We start from the raw sequence: 19,932 nt of genomic DNA, 5'->3' as shown, positions 1-19,932 counted from the left end.
CGCTAAGCCTTTCTCTTTTAAATACTACTACACTATTTGCTAAGGCTAGCATATTCCTTAGCAAAGTAAGTTAATATTACTTTAGCCCCCGCTCTTTTGATTGATGTCAAACATTCAACCATTGTCTTGGTGCCATCTAACCAACCGTTTTGAGCAGCGGCCTTAACCATAGCATATTCGCCAGAGACGTTATAGGCAGCAATTGGAATATCAAAATTATCATTCAACGATTTGATAACATCCAAATAAGCCAATGCGGGTTTTACCATTAAAAAGTCTGCTCCTTCACTATAATCAAGTTCTGCTTCAATTAATGCTTCACGTACATTGGCAGGGTTCATCTGATACGTTTTTTTGTCTCCAAATTTAGGCGCTGAATCTAAAGCATCACGGAAGGGACCATAAAATGCGGAAGCATACTTGGCAGAATATGCCATGATAGAAACATTGATAAAACCTTTGCTATCCAGAGCTTCACGGAGTACTCTGACACGTCCATCCATCATGTCTGAAGGACCAACAATATCAGCACCAGCTTCTGCTTGAACGACAGTCATTTTTGCTAAAATCTCTAAGCTTTCATCATTCAGAATATTCCCTTTTTCATCCACATATCCATCGTGTCCATCAGAAGAATAAGGATCCATGGCTACATCCGACATGATGGCAATAGATGGAAACTTACTTTTAATTTGATGAATGGCTTCTAAATAAACATTTCCTTGGCGATAGCTTTCAGAGGCAACCTTATCTTTTTTGTCTTCAGGCAATAGTGGAAAAAGCGCAATAGAACGAATCCCTAAGTCCTGTACAACAGACATTTCTTCTAATATCTTATCAATAGAATACCTGTAAACACCAGGCATTGATTTTACTTCGCTAGTGAGGTTGTTGCCTTCCATCACAAACATCGGGTAGATAAAATCATTAACTGATAAAGTTGTTTCTTCTACCATTGCACGAATAGCTGCTGACTGGCGATTTCTTCTGGGTCTTCTTAGCATAATTATAATTGTTGTTCTCTGGTTTTGCTGATTTTTTTCAGCCACAAAGTTCGTAAAACCTTCGAACAAATTTTGGAATATTTTAACTTTAATATTTACCTGATGATAGAAGTATTTGGGTGTTTGTTGATTATAAACCTAGATTTTTACGTTTTCAATATAGTCTCGTTGATATTTCTTCATCTCTTTTACAACCACGATAAAGTATTATTTTGTTCAGTTATTCGCCAAAAAAGCTAAAAAAAAGATAACATTTATGTTTAAAAAGAGTAAATATGATGTTAATTACTCCATAATATCAAAAGCGTTAAATATTAATTAGAATTAAGCACAAATTTGTCCTCATTCTTTTAGATTTGTATTCGATTTATCAGCAATGTGTATTACTTTTAGGATAAGTATATATAATAGTAACAACATTTAAAGACAGCCTTGCATTTCATTATTAGCATTTTTTATAAATAAATATAGATTACAAAATATTCCTTTGGCTTGAAAGAGTAATAAAATTCACGCAAAAGTAAAATTGATTTTATTTTAATTTTTCTTAAAATATGAATATTATTTACGTTCATATTTGTAAACAGAAAATATTCTAAAACTTAATACCGACGAATGGAAATTCAAAACCCTCTCACATCATCCGCTAATAAGCAAAAAGTTTTAATTGAAATTGCTTGGGAAACCTGTAACCAAGTTGGTGGAATCTACACCGTAATTCGTACCAAAGTGCCATCAATGGTTGAAAAGTGGGGTAATAATTATTTTTTGTTAGGGCCATATTTTCCACAAACAGCTTCTGCTGAATTTGAACCTATTCACGATTTAGATGATTCGATTTTGGGTAAAACCATTCAGAAAATGCGTTCGATGGGTTTAGGGGTACATTATGGATATTGGTTAGTTACAGGAAAACCCAGAATTGTATTGTTTGATTTAGCAACCGTTGCTGACAGACTTAATCAGATAAAAGCAAGTCTTTGGGATAAGCATCAAGTATCAACATTACATGTTGAAGACATCGTAAACCAAACAATATTGTTTGGTGAAATGATTCGTATTTTTTTAACAGAATTGGCGAATGACCAAGGAAGTAAGACGGAAATAGTTGCCCATATCCACGAATGGATGTCGGCTACTTGTATTCCTGATTTGAGAAAAGATAACGTTAAAATCGCTACTGTTTTTACTACTCATGCTACGATGCTGGGGCGTTATTTAGCAGGAAATGTGCCTGATTTTTATGATAAATTACATACATTCAATTGGCTAGACGAAGCTCGTCATTACGGTATCGAAGCCCAAGCTACCATCGAACGCTTGGCTGCGAATATGTGTCATGTAATGACAACGGTGAGTGATGTAACTGCCAGAGAATGCGAGTTCTTGTTGGGTAAAGTACCAGACTTGATTTTACCGAATGGATTAAATATTACTCGATTCTCAGCTATGCACGAACATCAAAATTTGCATACGCTTTTCAAAGACCGTATCAATGAATTTGTGATGGGGCATTTTTTCCAGAGCCAGCCTTTTGATTTAAGTAAAACGCTTTATTTCTTTACGTCGGGTAGATACGAGTTTTCAAACAAAGGCTATGATATTACTTTAGAGGCTTTGGCGCGTTTGAACTGGAAAATGAAACAAGCCAAAATAGATAAAACGGTTGTGATGTTTTTTATTACCAAACAGCCTTATCATTCTATTGACCCAGAGGTATTACAGTCAAGAGCGGTAATGGACGAAATCCATGAAACTTGTAATGCCATTGAAAAACAAATTGGCGAGAAGCTTTTCAATGCTTCGGCTTCGGCAACAGATTTACAGATGCCAGATTTGAACGGGTTCATTGATGAGTACTGGCGTTTGCGCTTGCGTAGAACTATTCAGACTTGGAAGACTAATAAGCGTCCGAAAGTGGTAACACACTTGTTGAAAAATGAAGATGGGATTACGGATTATACCAAAAAAGCAAATTTGATGAACAATCCTGACGACAAAGTAAAGATTGTTTATCACCCAGACTTTATCGTGTCGACAAACCCTCTTTTCGGGCTTGATTATGGACAATTTGTAAGAGGGTGTAATCTTGGGGTTTTCCCAAGTTATTACGAGCCTTGGGGATATACACCACTAGAATGTATTGCCAGAGGGGTTCCTACTATTACTTCAGACCTTTCGGGCTTTGGTGATTATATGATGCAAATCATGCGTGACTATGAACAATGGGGCGTAATGGTAGTAAACCGCAAAACACAAGATTTCCATAAAGCAGCAGAACAACTTTCGGAAATGCTTTTGAAATTTGTAAAGCAGTCGCTTCGTGAAAGAATTACCCAGCGAAACCGTGTAGAAAGTATTTCTGATACGTTCGATTGGAGTAACTTACGAGCATATTATGATACTGCTCAGGACTTAGCATTGAAAAGAAGAAAATAAGTATTTGCAGGAAGTCGGCCCTTGAAAGCTGACTTCTGTATTTTTAGTATAGCGTCACCCTATTATTTGCTTACTTGATACATTCAATAAATTCTATTAAGTTTGTAAATAGACAATCTCTAATTTTAAAGCCGACATTCTTGACTTATGGATATTCTTAATGAAACAATCGCTTGGTTGATGAAGAGACGTTTGCCCCGTATCCAGTCTTTTATGGAACGACCTATGGAAACGCAGGAAGATATGTTTTGGAGTCTTATTCAGTCGGCAAGGCATACAGAGTGGGGAAAAAAATATGATTATCAGTCAATTTCTTCTATCAAGCACTTTCAAGAAAGAGTACCCATTTCAAATTATGAAAGCCTTTATCCTTATATTGAAAGGATGATGCACGGAGAACAAAATATCCTATGGCATTCTGACATTCAATATTTTTCAAAATCTTCTGGCACAACCAACGCCCGCAGTAAATACATTCCTGTTTCTAAAGAATCTCTGGACGATTGTCATTTCATGGGAGGAAAAGACATGATGACACTTTTGGTAGAAAACAAACCTGATACAGCCGTTTTTTCTGGCAAAGGTCTTTCTATTGGTGGTAGTTTGCAGTCTAATCAGTTAAATGCTCGCACTTATCTGGGTGATGTTTCGGCTGTGGTCATGAAAAACCTTCCGATTTGGGCTCAACTCATTCGTACGCCCTCTTTGGAAGTAGCCTTGATGGATGTTTGGGAAGAGAAGATTCAAAAAATGGCGGAGGTAACTTCTCAGGAAAATGTTACGAGTATCTTAGGCGTACCTACTTGGACTTTAGTATTGATTGACAAAATATTAGAAATTACGGGCAAAGATAATATCTTGGAAGTATGGCCAAATTTTGAGTTTTTCATTCACGGGGCGGTGGCTTTTCAGCCTTATCGGGAAATGTTCAGTCATCAAGTTTTTCCGTCTTCTTCTGTAAATTATCTTGAAATCTATAATGCTTCCGAAGGATTTTTCGGGATTCAAGACGATTTTAATCGAAAAGATGAAATGCTTTTGATGCTTGACTATGGCATTTTCTATGAGTTTATTCCGATGGAAGACATTGAGTTAGCTCATCCAAAAGCGTTGACAATAGAGGAGGTAGAATTGAATAAAAACTATGCTATCCTTATTTCGACTAATTCGGGTTTATGGCGTTATAAAATTGGCGATACGGTAAGGTTTACGTCTCGTTATCCTTTCAGAATTAAAATATCAGGTAGAACCAAGCATTTTATCAATGCATTTGGCGAAGAACTGATTATTGAAAATGCTGAAATCGCCATTACACGTGCCTGCGAAGCAACTGGCGCTATTTTGAGTGATTATACCGCCGGCCCAGTATATATGGATAATAAGCAACAGGGTTGTCATGAATGGATAATTGAGTTTTCACAAGCACCAAACGACCAACAAGTATTCAATACGGTGTTGGATGAAACGCTTAGAGAAATTAATTCTGATTACGATGCCAAAAGATATAAAGATATGGTATTGAGTCCCCCAAAGGTGAATGTAGTACCGAAGGAGACTTTTTATGCTTGGATGCGTAATCGTGGAAAATTAGGGGGACAACATAAAGTGCCAAGATTGAGTAACTCACGAGAATTTTTAGAACAGATTTTAGTATTGGCTAAAGAGGTTTGTGTTTAAGAGCTTTTAGCTGTGAGCGATGAGCTATCAGCTTTCGGATTTCAGCTGTCAGTTTTCAGCGATTAGCTTTCAGTAGTGAGCTTTGAGATTTTTTACTTTGAAATTTAAGGTTTAAAACGCTAACTTCAAGCTTATAAAGTTAAAGAGTCTTAAGTCTTGTATCTTGCGTCTAAAAATCTTAAAGTTCAAAATCCTAAAATCAAGAAGTCTTTAGTCTAACGTCTAATATCTTTCATCTTAAAGTCCTAAAGTCCTAAAGTCCAAAATCCTAAAGTCCAGAAAGAGTCAAAAAAATGAAATCCCTTCTTCCAACAAATAATGATATATGTGTAAAAGGAACAATTTGGATAGAAAACCATGATGGTTCAGAGCGTTTTCTGGGCAAAGGACGTATTCAATTATTAGAACTGATTATTGAACACGGATCAATCTCCAAAGCCGCCAAGGCAATGGAAATGTCTTATAAAAGAGCTTGGGATTTGATTACCTCCATGAATACTCAGTCAACCAAACCTTTTGTAATCACACAAGTAGGAGGGAAAAGCGGTGGAGGCACCATCGTTACACCAGAAGGGCTCCAAGCCATTGAAGCCTACAAGTCTCTTCAAGCTCGTTTTCAGGCATTTCTCGCCCAAGAAAATCAAAAATAGTCGACAGTCAATTTTTTCTATGTAATGTATTTATTGAAAAACGCTATATTTGTTAAAATATAACGTTTGATATGGATGCAACTTTCTTGTTAATGCTATTGCTTTTAAGCATCGTAGCATTTTTATATTCTTCTGTAGGGCATGGTGGGGCGAGTGGCTATTTGGCAGTCATGGCGATTGTAGGAGTAGCTCCGTCTTTAATGAAATCTTCGGCCTTGATTATGAACCTTGCAGTTTCCCTCTTTTCATTTTTGGGATTTTATCGGGCAGGTCATTTTAAGTTTAAACTATTCTGGCCCTTTGCTATAGCCAGTATTCCCTTTGCCTACTTAGGAGGAACCATGACCCTTTCAGATGCCATCTATAAGAAAATTCTAGCCGTTTGTATTCTTATTTCCATTGCTCGTTTATTGTATCAGTTCAAACAAGAAGAAACCGAAAACAAGGAAGTACCACTTTGGGCTGGCTTAACTTCTGGTGGAATAATCGGTTTGCTGTCGGGAATGATTGGCATAGGCGGAGGCATCGTTTTGAGTCCCTTAATGCTGTTGATGAAATGGGCAAAACTCAAAGAAACTGCCGCAGTTTCTGCACTTTTTATTTTTGTTAATTCTCTTTCTGGGTTATACGGACAAATTACAAAAGGAAATATGCACATTCCAGAAAACCTACAATGGGCTATCTGTGCTACTATTTTAGGGGGCTTGTTTGGCTCGTATTTTGGGAGTCAAAAGTTTAACCTACCTACACTTCGTTACTTGTTGGCTTTGGGACTAATAATTGCCTCTGCCAAATTGATATTTACCTAATAGTTATAATCGTAAAACAGCTACTCATTTAAACTTTATCTACTATTTTAACATCAACGTTACCTCTATGATAACAACGCTACTCAGATGTCTATCGTTATATTTTTCAAAATATAATGCTTTTAAAACAAAGCATTTCCTTTTACTGAGTATTTTGGCTACAGTAAGTTTTACAGCCCAATCTCAGAAAAAAATCCAACAGATAGTTTATAAAGATACCATTCGACAGTTATCGGAAGTAGTTGTAACGGCATCAAGAATGCCCGAAAGTGTGTTGAAATCGCCGATTGGCATTGCTTTATTGGATAATAAAACGATTCAAAATTCAGCCGCACCTTCCTTTTATGATGCTATCGAAAACATCAAAGGAGTTCAGTTACTGACGTCAAGTTTGGGTTTTAAGGTATACAATACCCGTGGTTTTGCAAACCCTACCAATGTACGATTTGTACAATTAGTAGATGGTGTCGATAACCAAGCACCACATATAGGGTCGCCCATTGCTAGTGCTTTAGCACCTACCGATTTGGATGTTGACCATGTTGAAATGCTGCATGGTGCAGCTTCCGCCTTATACGGAATGAATGCCCTAAATGGTTTGGTGAATATTTTCTCTAAAAATCCATTCGAATATCAAGGGCTTAGTTTTCAGCAGAAAACAGGTGTCAATCATTTTAATGATAACAATGCTTCTGTGCATATTTTTAGTGAAAGCTCTATTCGCTGGGCAAAGGCATTTAATAATATGTTTGCGACAAAAATCAATGTTGAATACCTGACGGGCTATGATTGGATTTCGGATAATAACAGCGATTTAAACCCGAATGGGAATGCTAGCTTAAACCTTTTTGGAAACGATAATCCCGCTTATGACGGTATCAATGGATACGGAAACGAATCGTCGAATAGAAGAAATTTGACTTTAGGGGGCAAACGTTATTCTGTAGCCCGAACAGGATATATGGAAAAAGAAATAGCTGATTTCTCTCTCAGAAATATCAAAGGAGACATTAGCTTGTTCGTTCGTCCTATTAAAAACTGGGAGATAGCTTATACTTATCGTTTCGGCGTATTAGATAATCTTTACCAGCGTACCAACCGCTTTCGATTGAATGATTACCGTATCGACCAGCATAGTATTAGCTTAAAGACGCCCTCTATTCAAGCAAAAATCTATATGACTCACGAGAATACTGGACAGTCATATAATATTCGTTCAATGGCGGAGAATATCGACCGTAGTTTTAAAGGGGATGATGCTTGGTTTACAGATTTTACCAATCAATTCAATGCTAGTACGAATACAGGTAAAAGTGTTACCGAAGCATTGCAATTAGCCCGTAGCCAAGCTGATAAAGGAAGACCTCAACCTCATACCGCCGAATTTGATGCCTTAATCAATAAATTAGGTGATATTAATAACTGGGACATTGGTGCGGCTTTGCGAGTACAATCTTGGTTATATCATGCAGAGGCACAAGCAGATTTAACCCAACAGTTATTGAGTAGCTTACGAGAAAAATGGGGACTAAATATCCTGACAGGTGTTGATTATAGAACATTTGAAGTAGTACCCGATGGAAACTATTTTATTAATCCTACAAAGCCTGATCAAAACCTGACTTATGATAAAGTAGGAGGTTTTGTGCAGGTAACAAAATTGTTTTTGAATGATAAACTCAAATTCAATGGAGCATTGAGAGGCGATAAAAATCAATATTTTGATTTACGATGGAATCCGAGGGTTGCGCTTGTTTACTCGCCTACTGACGACCAGAATATTAGGATTTCCTATCAAAATGCCTATCGTTTCCCAAGTCTTTTTGAGGCCTTCTCGAATGTCAATAGTGGAGGAGTAAAAAGAGTAGGAGGCTTACCTATAATGTCACAGGGGATTTTTGAGAACTCTTATTTCAAAACGTCTATCGATGCTTTTCAAACAGCTATTACCAACGATGTCAATAAAAATGGTTTCACAACGGCACAAGCAGTAGTGAAGAACAAAGGTCTTTTGAAAAAGAATGATTATGGCTATATTCAGCCTGAATCAGTGAATAGTTTTGAGATTGGTTATAAAGGGCAGTGGTTTGATAAACGACTATACGTTGACATTGATTTTTATTATAATCAATACCAGAACTTTATGGCTCAGGTAGAAACAAATCTACAGCTTACTGCTAGTGCAAATCCCGATTCAATCGCCTTTGCCTTGAACGACCGTACTAAAAATCAACGCTATCGATTATGGACAAACTCTAAAACTACAGTTTTCAATTATGGTGGAAGCATAGGGTTGAGTTATAGGGTTTATAAAACTTTTATGCTCTCGGGAAATGCATCGTATGCTCAGCTAGACCATAAGACTACCAACGATGGATTAGAAGAAGCCTTTAATACGCCAAGATGGATAATGAATGTTTCGCTCAGTAATCGAAAAATCACAGAGCGGTTAGGATTTAATATCAACCTGAAATGGCAAGAAGAGTTCTTATGGCAATCGTCTCTAGCGACGGGCACTGTACCAGCCTATGCAACACTAGATGGGCAATTGACGTATGCTTTACCTACACAAAACTTGATACTGAAATTGGGAGGGACAAACCTTTTAAATAAGTATTATTATAACTTTTTAGCTGGGCCAAGTGTAGGGGTCTTTTATTATCTAAGTGCAACTTTTAATCTTTAGCATAGTTGTGGATTTGTGATTTAACGTTTTACTATAAAATCTCAAATCCACCTTTTAGTTTTGCCAAAGTAAAAACAAGAAAAGTAATATCCATAGCAAATCTACAAAGTGCCAATAGAATACAATTAGGTTGATTTTTAATTGATTCGGAGGATTAACTGAATACACAAAAGAATCGATATACGGAATCCTTTTGATAGCTTCCAGAAATATTTTGATTAGAAAAAATAGTCCTACCAGAAGATGTAAGATGTGTAACCCTGAAAGTATATAGACAAACCCACGGGCAGTACGGAAGTGATTATTCACATTGAGCGATAATAGTTGTTGCCAACCTACTAATTGCATGACAACAAAGAGTAAGCCCAGTACAAGCGTAATACCAGTATAGATACGATAATTGAAAAAATTATCTTCTTTAAAATTCAAATTTGCTAGATGAATTGTCAGGCTACTGATTAACATTAATAAAGTGCTTACCCAAAAAATAGGAGGTAATATTAGCTTACCAAAACCTGCATTGGGTCTTTCAATACCCAAATAGGTTAATAATAAGCCTAGAAACATCAATCCACTTCCGAAGATTGCCATCTGAAGCATAAATTTAAAAGGTTCTCTGCGTTGCATATTTGTGTTTAATCTTAAGTTTAGACTACTACAGAGGAAAATTCAGTAATTAGTTTTCAAATTAGCGTATCTTCAAATCTATTTATAGTTTCCCTTCCCAAACGGCGTATTCTTCAAAGTGTTTTTTTGTTGCTATTGCTTCTTCAAAAATTCCAAATACCGTTGAGCCTGAGCCAGTCATGCTTGCATACGAAGCTCCAAGCTCGTATAATTTATTCTTGATGTTTTCGATACGTGGATATTTGGGTAAGAGATGTGTTTCAAAATCATTTTTTACCACATTTTTCCATGTTTGAACAGGTTCTTTCAATACTTCTCTTAAGTCAATCTCATTCTTTTGTGGCTTTACTCCTGAATAAGCCTCGGCAGTAGAAATATGAATGTTAGGGTTTACCAATACGATAAACTTTCCTGTTAAATCAATAGTAATATCAGCAAATTCATCTCCTTTCCCGAAACAATATTGGGGCTGATTTTGAATAAAAAAGGCACAATCGCTCCCCAAACGGCGAGCATAATTTTCCATTTGCTCTATTGATAAATGTAACACAAAAAGCTCGTTCAAAGTTTTGATGGTAAAGGCACAATCTGCCGAACCTCCTCCCATACCTGCTCCAATGGGTACAACTTTATGGAGATGGATAGTGACGGGTGGAATATCAAAATCTTGTTTTAATAAATGATAGGCTTTTAGGCAAAGATTACTATCTGGACTTCCCGGAATAGGCAAGCCTGTGCTTTTAAAAGATAATTTATCGGCAGGTAAAATCTCTAAAATATCGCACCAACCAACAGGATAAAAACAAGATTCGAGGTTATGAAAACCGTCAGCACGTTTTTCAGTGATGTATAAACCAATATTGATTTTTGCGTTTGGGAAAGTAACCATCAGACTTTAATAATTGAAAATGTAAAAACAAAAATACTGCACAAAACGCCTATTTCCATAATTTTAAGGCTCTGTCTGGATAATCGGTAATGAGCCCATCAGTGCCAATATTTTTCATGGCTAACATATCCGACGTTTCATTTACCGTCCAAGGAATCACTTTTATTCCTTTTTGATGACACATCGCTACTTTCCCTCTTGTCAATTGTTTGAAATAAGGACTGAAAACATCGGGGATAAAACCCAGTTTTTGCAAAGAAGGCTCAACACCTTCACGCTCAACCAAAGCCGATAATGTACATCTATCATACTGCTTTATTTGGATTTGCTGATGCCAAAACCGAAGAACATTAAAATCAAAACTCTGGATAATTACTCTTTCAAAAGGAATATATTGGATGATTGTTTGATAAACTAAATGAGCAAATTCTTCAATGCTTTCAGGCTGAGAAATGCCATACTCTTTTTCTTCCGACTTGATTTCAATATTATAATGAACAAGTTTGAGTCCTTTTTGTTGGATGTAACCTTCACAAAAAGCCAACATTTCATTTAATAAAGGTTTGTTAGTAGCCAGTTTTTGTTGTTCAGGAAAAAGCCTATTGCCACGCAAACCAGTATCATATCGACTGATTTCTTCATAAGTCATCTGATACAAATTCAGCGATTTTTCTTCCTTTTTAGTAACAGCTAAACCATTTGGATGGGTAGAAAAAAGCGCATTGATATATGGTTCATGCGAAACCACTACCTGATGATCTTTCGTAATGCAAACATCCAACTCTAATGTTTCAACACCTAAATCCAATGCTTTTTTAAAAGCTAAAATAGTGTTTTCGGGCATTAACCCTCTACAACCTCTATGACCTTCTATTTCAAATGCTTTCTGTTGCATAAATAGTGTTTAAAAATTAGTTATTGATGATTGGTTTTTGTAACTGATTGATTATTAAAAAATTACTATATAAAATCATTTTGAAAGAATTAAGGTAAAGAAATTTTCCTGAAAGTAGTGGGCGTACTACCTGTGTATTTCCTAAACTGTTTACAAAAATGACTTTCGTCGGTATAGCCAAATTCATCAGCAATTTCTGTTAGGGTTAGTTGGCTATATAATAAGCGGGCTTCGATGAGTTTGATTTTATGCTTGATGATATATTGTTTCAACGATTCGCCAGTGTGCTTTTTGAAAAAGATACTAATATAAGCAGGAGCATAATTGAATACCTCCGCTAAATGTTCTACACTGAGTTCAGTTGGCTTATAGATGTGTTCTTTGATATACATCAGGATAGCTTCCACAGAATCTTGGAGGACTGGCTTGACGGGAGTCTGACCAAATAAATTTCGGGCAAGAATCATCATCATACTTCTCATTAAACTATCACGAATGATTTCAAAATATTGAGATTGCCGAGCCTCATATTCTTTTTCCAATACCATTAACAGATTGTGCAATTTCTGCTTCTCTTGTTTGTCCTCTACGATAGACCCACGGCTTTGGGAGGAGGTATACAACAATGTTTTTATTATCTGTTGCCAAGCACTGTCTTTTTCTCCTATTTGTTGATGAAATGACTCATTGAAGCGGATAAAACAGAACTCTGTTAAATCATTAATTTCAAAATCATGATAATCTTCTGGGCCTAACAGAAAAACGTCTCCTTCTGAATATTGAAAAGTATTTCTATTGATGTTATGAATACCATTTCCTTTTAGGATAAAAATAATCTCAAAGTAGGTATGCTTATGTACCGAGTGCATCCATTTCGTAGTCTCGAAATGATAAATATTAAAAGGGGTATGCAGTACATATCGTTTCATAATCATCTTATTAATAAAGCCATAAAAGTACCGAAAAATATTAGATTTTTACAACATATGCCGATTTGCTTTGAAGTAGTTTTACAGCTGTATAACCAACATACAAATAAAATAAAAATAACTATGAAACGTATATTCCTATCAATAACGCTGTTATTGTGTATTATTTTGCTTCCCTCCATGAGTAAACCTGATGAATGGGAGTCACTTTTAGACAAAGACCTTACACAGTGGGAAAGCTACTTAAGCTATCGCCATAAAAATGATTATAATGGAAAAATACCGAAAGACTCATTAGGAAATCCTATTCAGCCTATTGGTTATAATAAAGACGATACACATGTATTTTCTATTTTGAATGAACCAAGCGGCCCTGTTTTAAAAGTAAGTGGAGAAATATATGGCTGTCTGTTCACACGCAAGTCATACGAAAATTATCACCTTAAACTTCAAGTAAAGTGGGGGAAACAAAAATATGAGCCAAGGAAAAACAGTTTGCGAGATTCGGGAATACTTTATCATTCTATTGGAGAAGCAGGTGCAGAATATTGGCGTTCGTGGATGCTCTCTCAGGAGTTTCAAATTATGGAAGGACACATGGGCGATTACTGGTGTCAAGCTAATTCAGCCATTGATATACGTTCTTTCCCTTCAGAGGGTGTTATGAGTAGCATTGCCGATGAAAAACAACCATTCGGTACATTCAAAAAAGGAGGTGATTATTATTGTATGCGTTCTGATAATTACGAAAGTCCTAAAGGAGAATGGACAACGCTTGAGCTGATTTGTTTCAATGGCAAAAGCCTTCATATAGTCAATGGGCACGTTGTAATGGTACTAAAAAACTCACGATATATTACCTCAGATGGTAAAGAGGTTCCAATGACTAGTGGTAAGATTCAACTGCAAAGCGAATCAGCTGAAACATTTTATCGTGACATCCGCATAAAGCCATTGACTGCTATGCCTAAAATGTATGAAGGATTATTTAAATAGAAAATTATTCATTCCTTAAACTTCCAATAAATAATAATATGAAAACGATAAAACGACGTTCATTCTTGGCCAATGTGGCAATTACTTCGGCGCTAGCTACCGTTGCCTTACCATCAGAAGCAAAGCCTAAAGACAAAAAATTTGTACATCACGTATATTTTTGGCTGAAAAATCCATCGAACGAAGCTGACAGGACAAAGCTTATTGAAGGATTAACGACTTTATCAAAAGTACCTACTATTCGTTTCCATCATATTGGCTTGCCTGCCAGTACCAATCGTAGTGTGATTGACCGTAGCTATTCAGTTTCATGGATGCTATTTTTTGATAATCTGCAAGAAGAAGAAGTTTATCAAACACACCCTATTCATTTAAAGTTTATAGCAGACTACTCACATCTTTGGGAAAGAGTAGTGGTGTATGATTCAGAACAGGTTTAGATTAAAGTAAATCCAATCGATTCCTTTCTAGCGGGTGACTTATTAGCTTTCATAAAATAACCGTTCCTTTTGTATTTTGGTTAATGTTTTACAGATTGTTCCAAGAAAGTCCTCTATGTTCAACAATCCTACGTCATCATGATTTTGATGTGTAGTCAACAAAGGCTAAAAGAACGATTATTTCATGAATCTTAATAAGTCACCCGCTAGAAAGGAATCATTATGCAAAAAATTAAGATTCTATTAGCGTATTTGTTGGTATTTTGTGCCAATAAATACGCTAATGCTGTTTTTGGAGATAATCTATATTAACGATATTCAAATGTTTCTTATTAATCATTAGTCTTTTATTATCTTCAAAAGAAATTTAGAAAAGTTTTAATCCATTCCTTTTGCATATTCAAGACACAAAACCCATGAACCATATTACCATAAGAAAAGCTACTTTTGATGATTTAGAAACGCTTTATCGCTTTGAACAAGGCGTTATCGAAGCCGAAAGACCTTTCGATAAAACCTTAAAAAACGGGCTTATTCATTATTACGATTTAGAAGGCATGATTACCGCCTCGCACATTGAATTATTAGTAGCTGATTTAGAGGGCGAATTAATAGGCTCAGGTTATGCCCGTATCGAAGATGCAAAGCCTTATCTTCAACATCCCAAGCATGGCTATTTGGGTTTTATGTATGTCGACCCTAACCACCGTGGAAAAGGAGTAAATATGAAAATTATTCAAGCGCTGAAAGAATGGGCACGTTCACAAAACATCTCAGAACTTCGTTTAGACGTATACCATGATAATATATCCGCTATAAAAGCCTACGAAAAAATTGGTTTCAGCAAACACATGATTGAGATGAGGTTGGGCTTGGGTGAAGAGTGAGATTTGACGTTTTTATGAAATATTGATATGAAGAAGTTTAGTAATGTATTTGTATCTAAAAGAATATATTTATCGCTCATTATCTCAGGTCTCTTTGAAATGCAAGAGTATCACCTTTGAATTTGATTTTTCCGATATAGTCTCTAGCATCAAATGGTTTTTCATGCTTATTTAATGCCTTGAATATTTCTTCAAAATCAGCTTTTTTTGTGTTAGCAGGTATTTTGATTGTCATGACTTTTCTTATTTATTTTATACAAATATCAACGATTTTTTTTGTAATACAATTGTTCAAATAACCAATGTTTTAGTTTAAGTAACACTACTTTAAAAAACGTTTCAATGAATTTGTCAACATAAATACATCATGCTGAATTAAGTTAATTGTTATTATTTAGGCTGAAATATCTGAAAAGTATGCTAAAAAATATTTTAAGCTTATGGAAAGATATTTTTAAAAACAAAAAGACTTTGTAAATATTGTGACTAAACCAAACTGCTTAAAACCAGTCAATTAAATATATCCTATGTTAGTTTTAAAAAGTACTGAATATTAAATAAAATTCTTTACTCGCTTAATTTTCTTTGATGACTAAGATTAATATAAAATTTCTCTAAATTAGTGCAATTATCGTCGAACTAACATTTCCTACTGTCAATGAAAGATCCTAGAGTAAAAGCAATTGTCTCCTTGGTTATCACCTTTGCTTTGTGTTATGCCCTTAGTACAAATTGGGGAACTGCCCCAGCTTTTGGCCGTTTTCTAAGTCCTTTTACAGGTTTCTGGGTGAATGCAGAAAAACCTTTGACCGATAAAGCTGTTCAAGGCTCTTTAAAAATTGAAGGGCTAACTGATGAAGTAACCGTTGAGTATGATGAATTAGGTATTCCGCACATTTTTGCCAACAATGACCACGACTTATACTTAGCTCAAGGATATGTTACAGCCAAAGATAGGTTATGGCAAATGGAGTTTCAAACACATTATGCAGCAGGGCGTTTGACGGAAATAGTAGGAGAAAAAGCATTAGAATCTGACAAATACAATCGTAGGATGGGGTCTGTCTATGGTGCAGAAAAATCTTTAGCAGGAATGCTAGAAGACCCACAGGCTAAAGTAGCTATCGAAGCTTATGCAGCAGGAGTGAATGCCTATATCAACCAACTAAAAGCTAGAACATTACCTGTAGAATACAAACTTTTAGGGTATAGCCCAGAGCTATGGACACCCTTGAAAAGTGCCTTGTTCTTAAAAAATATGTCATTCGTACTAGCTTCTGGCACAGATGATTTACGCATGACGAACATTTTGAGGAAATATGGTAGAGAAGTTGCCGAAGAACTTTTCCCTAATTATCCTTTTGAAGAAAGTCCAATTATTCCCACAGGAACTCCCCTTGATTTTACGCCACTTCCTTTGCCTAAAGCTCCTGCTGATTTTGTAGGAATAGGAAGTATGAAAGCAAGTACAGAACGCGATAAAGGAATTGGCTCGAACAACTGGGCAGTCAGTGGTAGTAAATCAGCTTCGGGTTTACCATTGTTAGCGAACGACCCACACCTTACTTTAAGCTTACCATCTATCTGGTATCAAATGCAATTAGTTGCCCCGAATGTAAATGTATATGGTGCAACAATGCCCGGAACACCCAATGTTATCGGAGGTTTTAATCGAGATATCGCTTGGGGAGTTACCAACGTAGGTGCTGATATTGTAGATTGGTATGAGGTAAAATTCAAGGATGCTAAGATGGAAGAATATTGGCATGATGGGCAATGGAAGAAAATCACCAGACGTTTTGAACAGTATATCATGAAAAATGGTGACGTAGTAAAAGACACCGTTTTATTTACCCACCACGGCCCAATTGTATATTTAGACAACGAAAAGCCTTTCAAGAAAAACATTCCTACAGGACATGCACTCAGATGGGTGGCACACGATAAATCGCAAGAATTAACGACATTTTATCGCTTAAATCGTGCTAAAAACTATGACGATTATGTAAAAGCCCTAAGCTTTTATTCTGCTCCAGCACAAAACTTTGTGTTTGCCAGCAATCAAGGCGATATTGCGCTGTGGGTAAATGGCAAGTTTCCATTGAAAGCCAAACTACAAGGAAAATATATTTTAGACGGTAGTGATAAAGCCGCTGATTGGCAAAGCTTTATTCCTCATGCACATAACCCTCATGTCAAAAATCCAGCGAGGGGATTCGTAAGTTCGGCTAATCAATCATCTACTGACCCTAGTTATCCATATTACATCAACTGGGAGTTTGCTCCTTCTGAACGCGGCAGACGCATCAATCAGCGTTTAGAAAATATGACTAACATTACTGTAGATAGCTTAAGAGATTTGCAGAATGATAATTATAACCTAAAAGCCAATGGTATGTTGGATAAACTAATTAGTTTGGTAAAAACACCAACTGCCAAACAAGCCAAAGCCATTAAAGTATTACAAACGTGGAATAAGAAAAATGACCCAGAGGAGATTGCACCGTCAATTTTTGAAACATGGTCGAACTTATTATATGAGTCTATTTGGGAAGATGAATTTGGTTATGACGGAAATATTCCAATGATGTATCCTTCTTGGGATAAAACAGTACAGTTAATAAACCAAACTCCAACAGTTAAATGGTTTGATAATGTAAAAACTAAGAATAAGGTTGAGACGCTCGAAGACTTAGCAAGTGCCTCATTGACGGCTACGATGGATAGTTTGACAAAATGGCAAAAAGCAGATATGGGTGATAGTTGGGCATGGGCAAATTATAAGTCAACGGATATAAAACACTTGATTCCTGGGTTGAATTCATTTAGTAAAATGGATGTAAAAATAGGAGGAGGTAAAGGTATCGTAAATGCTACAACCGAACGTACTGGTCCATCGTGGAGGATGATTGTACAACTAGGTAAAAACAATACCTTCAAAGGGTATGGCGTAATTCCAGGGGGACAGTCAGGAAATCCGGGTAGTCCTCATTATGACGATATGATTGAAACGTGGCGACAAGGTAAATTGAATGAATTATTATTCCTTCAAAGCAAAGATGAAAAGTCTGCTAGAATTAAAAAGACAATTAAGCTAACCAAATAATAAGTAGCGTTAAAATTTTAAAAAATGGCAAATAATATTTCAACCACAGAAAAAGAATCGTCATTATTAGGCAAAATAGGTTCTTCGTTTTTTAGTCCGCTTACTTCAATCATTATTATGGTGGCTTTTGTGAGTCAGTATTTTTTTGATTGGTGGGTAATAGCCTTAGCAGCCTTTGCTGTTTGTTATTTACAAGCAAAATCTAGTGGGGAAGCCTTTCGTAAAAGTGCAGCGGGTATTGCAGTACTATGGCTTTTAGTAACATTATATTATCATATAGCTACAGATGGAATACTTTCTACCAAAATTGCCTCAATCCTTCCTTTAGGAGGAAACGCTGGGCTTTTAATAGCCGTAACGGTATTGATTGGTGGATTGGTAGGCGGTTTTGCAGGAATGAGTGGCTACTTAGTAAGGAAGTCTTTAGATAATTAAGACAGGCTTTTGACCTTTTAGCATAGAATTTTATGAGGCAAGCCAGCTATGCCTCGATTAAATTGTGTAGCATAGAAAAATGATAAAAAATATAACTGTTTGATTATCAGTATAATATTAATCAAAATATCACATTTTCAAATTGATACAAAATTAGTATATTTGTTAAATTTTTATCTTCTAATTACCCCATCCGAAGACTAACATAATTCAAAAATTATCCCTTGGGGCAGGGGCTTTAACTGAAATGAAAAAATTATCCCTAATCTTGTGCAGTGGCTTATTAGCAATTGGATGTTTCTCGTGTGATAAATCTGCCAACAAGGAAAACGCAACATCAAGCTCTTCAACCTCAACTACTAGTGGCGAAAAGAAAACAGTTTATGTAAACACAGATTCATTATTGGCAAATTATCAATTCTATAAAGATGCCCAAAAAGAATTTGAAAATAAGGGTTATCGTTTACAAGTAGATTTGGGTCAACGTGAAAGAGCTTTACAAGGTGAATTACAAGCAATTCAACAAAGAGCACAAACAATGACACAAGCAGACTTGCAAGCTGCTGATATGATGTTGAAGAAAAAAGGTTCTGAATTACAGCAATACAGCCAACAAAAACAAGCAGCTTTAGCTGAAGAGCAAGGCAAAAAAATGCAAGAATTGTATGCTAACATTCGTGAATATATCAAGAAGCACAATGCTGAAAACAAATTTGAATTTGTATTAGGATATACTTTGAGTGGCGGTGGAATTTTGTTCGCTGACGATAGTGCAGACAGAACAAAAGAGATTGTTGAAGGCTTAAACAAAGAATATGCTGAGAAAAAAGGACCTGAGAAGAAATAATTAAAGATTATTCTTTAAAGTTTTTATAATTTTGCGAAAGAAAAGCCGTACAGATTTGCTGTATGGCTTTTTTTAGCAAGAATTAATCCTACACTTTTTATCAACAAGTATTAAATTTTACAGAAAATGGCAAAGGAGAGCATAGAAAAAAATATAGAAATTAAGAATAGAAGGGCTTCGTTTGAGTATTTTTTTATTGAAAAATTCTCGGCAGGAGTAATGCTGATGGGTACTGAAATTAAGTCGATTCGTCAAGGGAAAGTAAATCTTACAGATGCCTACTGTTTGTTTCTGAATGAAGAATTGTACATCAGACAAATGAATATTTCTAAGTACAACGAAGGGACTCATTATAATCACGAGCCACTTAGAGACCGTAAATTACTGTTGACGAAGAAAGAAATTAAGAAGTTACAAAACAAACTGAAAGACCAAGGGCTGACCATTGTTCCGACCAGAATGTATATTTCTGACAGAGGTTTTGCTAAAATAGATATTGCTTTGGCGAAAGGTAAGAAGCTTTATGACAAACGTGATTCAATCAAAGAAAAGGATGTAAAGAGAAGCATGGAACGTGAATAAACAGTGTTTTAATTCTTTCTTGATTAAAACACTG

The 19,932-nt window shown here is 35.9% G+C and carries 18 protein-coding genes; 12 read left to right on the top strand and 6 right to left on the bottom strand.

Annotated elements, in window-relative coordinates; genetic code table 11:
* Nucleotides 1-32 precede the first annotated feature (32 nt).
* Complete coding sequence (gene hemB / locus AC07XN_RS08590; RefSeq protein WP_494742734.1) at nucleotides 33-1,004, bottom strand: porphobilinogen synthase; 972 nt, start codon at nucleotides 1,002-1,004, stop codon at nucleotides 33-35.
* A gap of 615 nt (nucleotides 1,005-1,619) precedes the next feature.
* Between hemB and AC07XN_RS08585 the strand changes: the two genes are divergently transcribed.
* From AC07XN_RS08585 to AC07XN_RS08565, 5 genes are all read left to right on the top strand, one after another.
* Nucleotides 1,620-3,443, top strand: coding sequence for a glycosyltransferase (locus AC07XN_RS08585; protein WP_309920871.1), 1,824 nt, complete (start codon nucleotides 1,620-1,622; stop codon nucleotides 3,441-3,443).
* Between the two features lie 147 nt (nucleotides 3,444-3,590).
* Nucleotides 3,591-5,120, top strand: a complete 1,530-nt coding sequence (locus AC07XN_RS08580) for a GH3 auxin-responsive promoter family protein (protein ID WP_309920869.1) — start codon at nucleotides 3,591-3,593, stop codon at nucleotides 5,118-5,120.
* 293 nt (nucleotides 5,121-5,413) lie between these two features.
* Nucleotides 5,414-5,770, top strand: a complete 357-nt coding sequence (locus AC07XN_RS08575) for a winged helix-turn-helix domain-containing protein (protein ID WP_309920866.1) — start codon at nucleotides 5,414-5,416, stop codon at nucleotides 5,768-5,770.
* Between the two features lie 71 nt (nucleotides 5,771-5,841).
* A complete protein-coding gene (locus AC07XN_RS08570) occupies nucleotides 5,842-6,579 on the top strand; it encodes a sulfite exporter TauE/SafE family protein (RefSeq protein ID WP_309920863.1) in 738 nt (245 codons plus the stop codon).
* 67 nt (nucleotides 6,580-6,646) lie between these two features.
* Complete coding sequence (locus AC07XN_RS08565) at nucleotides 6,647-9,265, top strand: TonB-dependent receptor (protein ID WP_494742733.1); 2,619 nt, start codon at nucleotides 6,647-6,649, stop codon at nucleotides 9,263-9,265.
* Nucleotides 9,266-9,319: 54 nt separating this feature from the next.
* Here AC07XN_RS08565 and AC07XN_RS08560 read toward each other — a convergent pair whose 3' ends face one another.
* The 4 genes from AC07XN_RS08560 to AC07XN_RS08545 form a co-directional block, all read right to left on the bottom strand.
* Nucleotides 9,320-9,892, bottom strand: coding sequence for a cytochrome c oxidase subunit 3 (locus tag AC07XN_RS08560; RefSeq protein ID WP_494742732.1), 573 nt, complete (start codon nucleotides 9,890-9,892; stop codon nucleotides 9,320-9,322).
* 82 nt (nucleotides 9,893-9,974) lie between these two features.
* Nucleotides 9,975-10,781, bottom strand: coding sequence for a 4-(cytidine 5'-diphospho)-2-C-methyl-D-erythritol kinase (gene ispE, locus AC07XN_RS08555; protein WP_494742731.1), 807 nt, complete (start codon nucleotides 10,779-10,781; stop codon nucleotides 9,975-9,977).
* Between the two features lie 49 nt (nucleotides 10,782-10,830).
* The gene (locus AC07XN_RS08550; protein WP_494742730.1) at nucleotides 10,831-11,676 is read right to left on the bottom strand and encodes a glycerophosphodiester phosphodiesterase family protein; all 846 of its coding nucleotides are present in this window, start codon (nucleotides 11,674-11,676) and stop codon (nucleotides 10,831-10,833) included.
* Nucleotides 11,677-11,765: 89 nt separating this feature from the next.
* Nucleotides 11,766-12,605: an AraC family transcriptional regulator gene (locus AC07XN_RS08545; RefSeq protein ID WP_494742729.1), complete on the bottom strand. Its 840-nt coding sequence runs from the start codon at nucleotides 12,603-12,605 to the stop codon at nucleotides 11,766-11,768.
* Between the two features lie 123 nt (nucleotides 12,606-12,728).
* On the opposite strand from AC07XN_RS08545, the gene AC07XN_RS08540 reads away from it, so the two are divergent.
* The 3 genes from AC07XN_RS08540 (at nucleotide 12,729) to AC07XN_RS08530 (ending at nucleotide 14,928) form a co-directional block, all read left to right on the top strand.
* Complete coding sequence (locus tag AC07XN_RS08540) at nucleotides 12,729-13,601, top strand: 3-keto-disaccharide hydrolase (RefSeq protein ID WP_309920844.1); 873 nt, start codon at nucleotides 12,729-12,731, stop codon at nucleotides 13,599-13,601.
* A 38-nt stretch (nucleotides 13,602-13,639) separates the two neighbouring features.
* Nucleotides 13,640-14,041, top strand: coding sequence for a Dabb family protein (locus AC07XN_RS08535; protein ID WP_494742728.1), 402 nt, complete (start codon nucleotides 13,640-13,642; stop codon nucleotides 14,039-14,041).
* A gap of 416 nt (nucleotides 14,042-14,457) precedes the next feature.
* Nucleotides 14,458-14,928: a GNAT family N-acetyltransferase gene (locus AC07XN_RS08530; RefSeq protein WP_494742727.1), complete on the top strand. Its 471-nt coding sequence runs from the start codon at nucleotides 14,458-14,460 to the stop codon at nucleotides 14,926-14,928.
* Between the two features lie 79 nt (nucleotides 14,929-15,007).
* Here AC07XN_RS08530 and AC07XN_RS08525 read toward each other — a convergent pair whose 3' ends face one another.
* Nucleotides 15,008-15,163 (bottom strand): hypothetical protein, encoded by a 156-nt coding sequence (locus AC07XN_RS08525; protein WP_494742726.1) that lies wholly within the window; start codon nucleotides 15,161-15,163, stop codon nucleotides 15,008-15,010.
* 423 nt (nucleotides 15,164-15,586) lie between these two features.
* On the opposite strand from AC07XN_RS08525, the gene AC07XN_RS08520 reads away from it, so the two are divergent.
* The 4 genes from AC07XN_RS08520 to smpB all read left to right on the top strand — a co-directional run bounded on the left by AC07XN_RS08520 (nucleotide 15,587) and on the right by smpB (nucleotide 19,898).
* Nucleotides 15,587-18,034 (top strand): penicillin acylase family protein, encoded by a 2,448-nt coding sequence (locus tag AC07XN_RS08520; RefSeq protein WP_494742725.1) that lies wholly within the window; start codon nucleotides 15,587-15,589, stop codon nucleotides 18,032-18,034.
* 24 nt (nucleotides 18,035-18,058) lie between these two features.
* Nucleotides 18,059-18,469, top strand: coding sequence for a hypothetical protein (locus tag AC07XN_RS08515; RefSeq protein ID WP_309920832.1), 411 nt, complete (start codon nucleotides 18,059-18,061; stop codon nucleotides 18,467-18,469).
* 247 nt (nucleotides 18,470-18,716) lie between these two features.
* Nucleotides 18,717-19,316 carry an OmpH/Skp family outer membrane protein gene (locus AC07XN_RS08510; RefSeq protein WP_309920830.1) on the top strand — a complete coding sequence of 200 codons (600 nt, stop codon included), beginning with the start codon at nucleotides 18,717-18,719 and terminating at the stop codon, nucleotides 19,314-19,316.
* A gap of 126 nt (nucleotides 19,317-19,442) precedes the next feature.
* A complete protein-coding gene (smpB, locus tag AC07XN_RS08505; protein ID WP_184137047.1) occupies nucleotides 19,443-19,898 on the top strand; it encodes an SsrA-binding protein SmpB in 456 nt (151 codons plus the stop codon).
* The last annotated feature ends 34 nt before the right edge of the window (nucleotides 19,899-19,932 follow it).

It is taken from the genome of Arcicella sp. GW458-12-2-14-TSB2 (assembly GCF_059423785.1).
This window is presented reverse-complemented; position numbering and strand designations above follow the sequence as displayed.

What these genes read in the sequence shown, in the direction of transcription:
- AC07XN_RS08565 (WP_494742733.1), top strand. Translation starts at nt 6,647, where the DNA reads ATGATAACAACGCTACTCAGATGTCTATCGTTATATTTTTCAAAATAT.
- AC07XN_RS08525 (WP_494742726.1), bottom strand. Translation starts at nt 15,163, where the DNA reads ATGACAATCAAAATACCTGCTAACACAAAAAAAGCTGATTTTGAAGAA.
- AC07XN_RS08545 (WP_494742729.1), bottom strand. Translation starts at nt 12,605, where the DNA reads ATGAAACGATATGTACTGCATACCCCTTTTAATATTTATCATTTCGAG.
- AC07XN_RS08535 (WP_494742728.1), top strand. Translation starts at nt 13,640, where the DNA reads ATGAAAACGATAAAACGACGTTCATTCTTGGCCAATGTGGCAATTACT.
- AC07XN_RS08560 (WP_494742732.1), bottom strand. Translation starts at nt 9,892, where the DNA reads ATGCAACGCAGAGAACCTTTTAAATTTATGCTTCAGATGGCAATCTTC.
- AC07XN_RS08550 (WP_494742730.1), bottom strand. Translation starts at nt 11,676, where the DNA reads ATGCAACAGAAAGCATTTGAAATAGAAGGTCATAGAGGTTGTAGAGGG.
- AC07XN_RS08540 (WP_309920844.1), top strand. Translation starts at nt 12,729, where the DNA reads ATGAAACGTATATTCCTATCAATAACGCTGTTATTGTGTATTATTTTG.
- AC07XN_RS08575 (WP_309920866.1), top strand. Translation starts at nt 5,414, where the DNA reads ATGAAATCCCTTCTTCCAACAAATAATGATATATGTGTAAAAGGAACA.
- AC07XN_RS08510 (WP_309920830.1), top strand. Translation starts at nt 18,717, where the DNA reads ATGAAAAAATTATCCCTAATCTTGTGCAGTGGCTTATTAGCAATTGGA.
- smpB (WP_184137047.1), top strand. Translation starts at nt 19,443, where the DNA reads ATGGCAAAGGAGAGCATAGAAAAAAATATAGAAATTAAGAATAGAAGG.
- ispE (WP_494742731.1), bottom strand. Translation starts at nt 10,781, where the DNA reads ATGGTTACTTTCCCAAACGCAAAAATCAATATTGGTTTATACATCACT.
- AC07XN_RS08515 (WP_309920832.1), top strand. Translation starts at nt 18,059, where the DNA reads ATGGCAAATAATATTTCAACCACAGAAAAAGAATCGTCATTATTAGGC.
- AC07XN_RS08530 (WP_494742727.1), top strand. Translation starts at nt 14,458, where the DNA reads ATGAACCATATTACCATAAGAAAAGCTACTTTTGATGATTTAGAAACG.
- AC07XN_RS08580 (WP_309920869.1), top strand. Translation starts at nt 3,591, where the DNA reads ATGGATATTCTTAATGAAACAATCGCTTGGTTGATGAAGAGACGTTTG.
- AC07XN_RS08585 (WP_309920871.1), top strand. Translation starts at nt 1,620, where the DNA reads ATGGAAATTCAAAACCCTCTCACATCATCCGCTAATAAGCAAAAAGTT.
- hemB (WP_494742734.1), bottom strand. Translation starts at nt 1,004, where the DNA reads ATGCTAAGAAGACCCAGAAGAAATCGCCAGTCAGCAGCTATTCGTGCA.
- AC07XN_RS08520 (WP_494742725.1), top strand. Translation starts at nt 15,587, where the DNA reads ATGAAAGATCCTAGAGTAAAAGCAATTGTCTCCTTGGTTATCACCTTT.
- AC07XN_RS08570 (WP_309920863.1), top strand. Translation starts at nt 5,842, where the DNA reads ATGGATGCAACTTTCTTGTTAATGCTATTGCTTTTAAGCATCGTAGCA.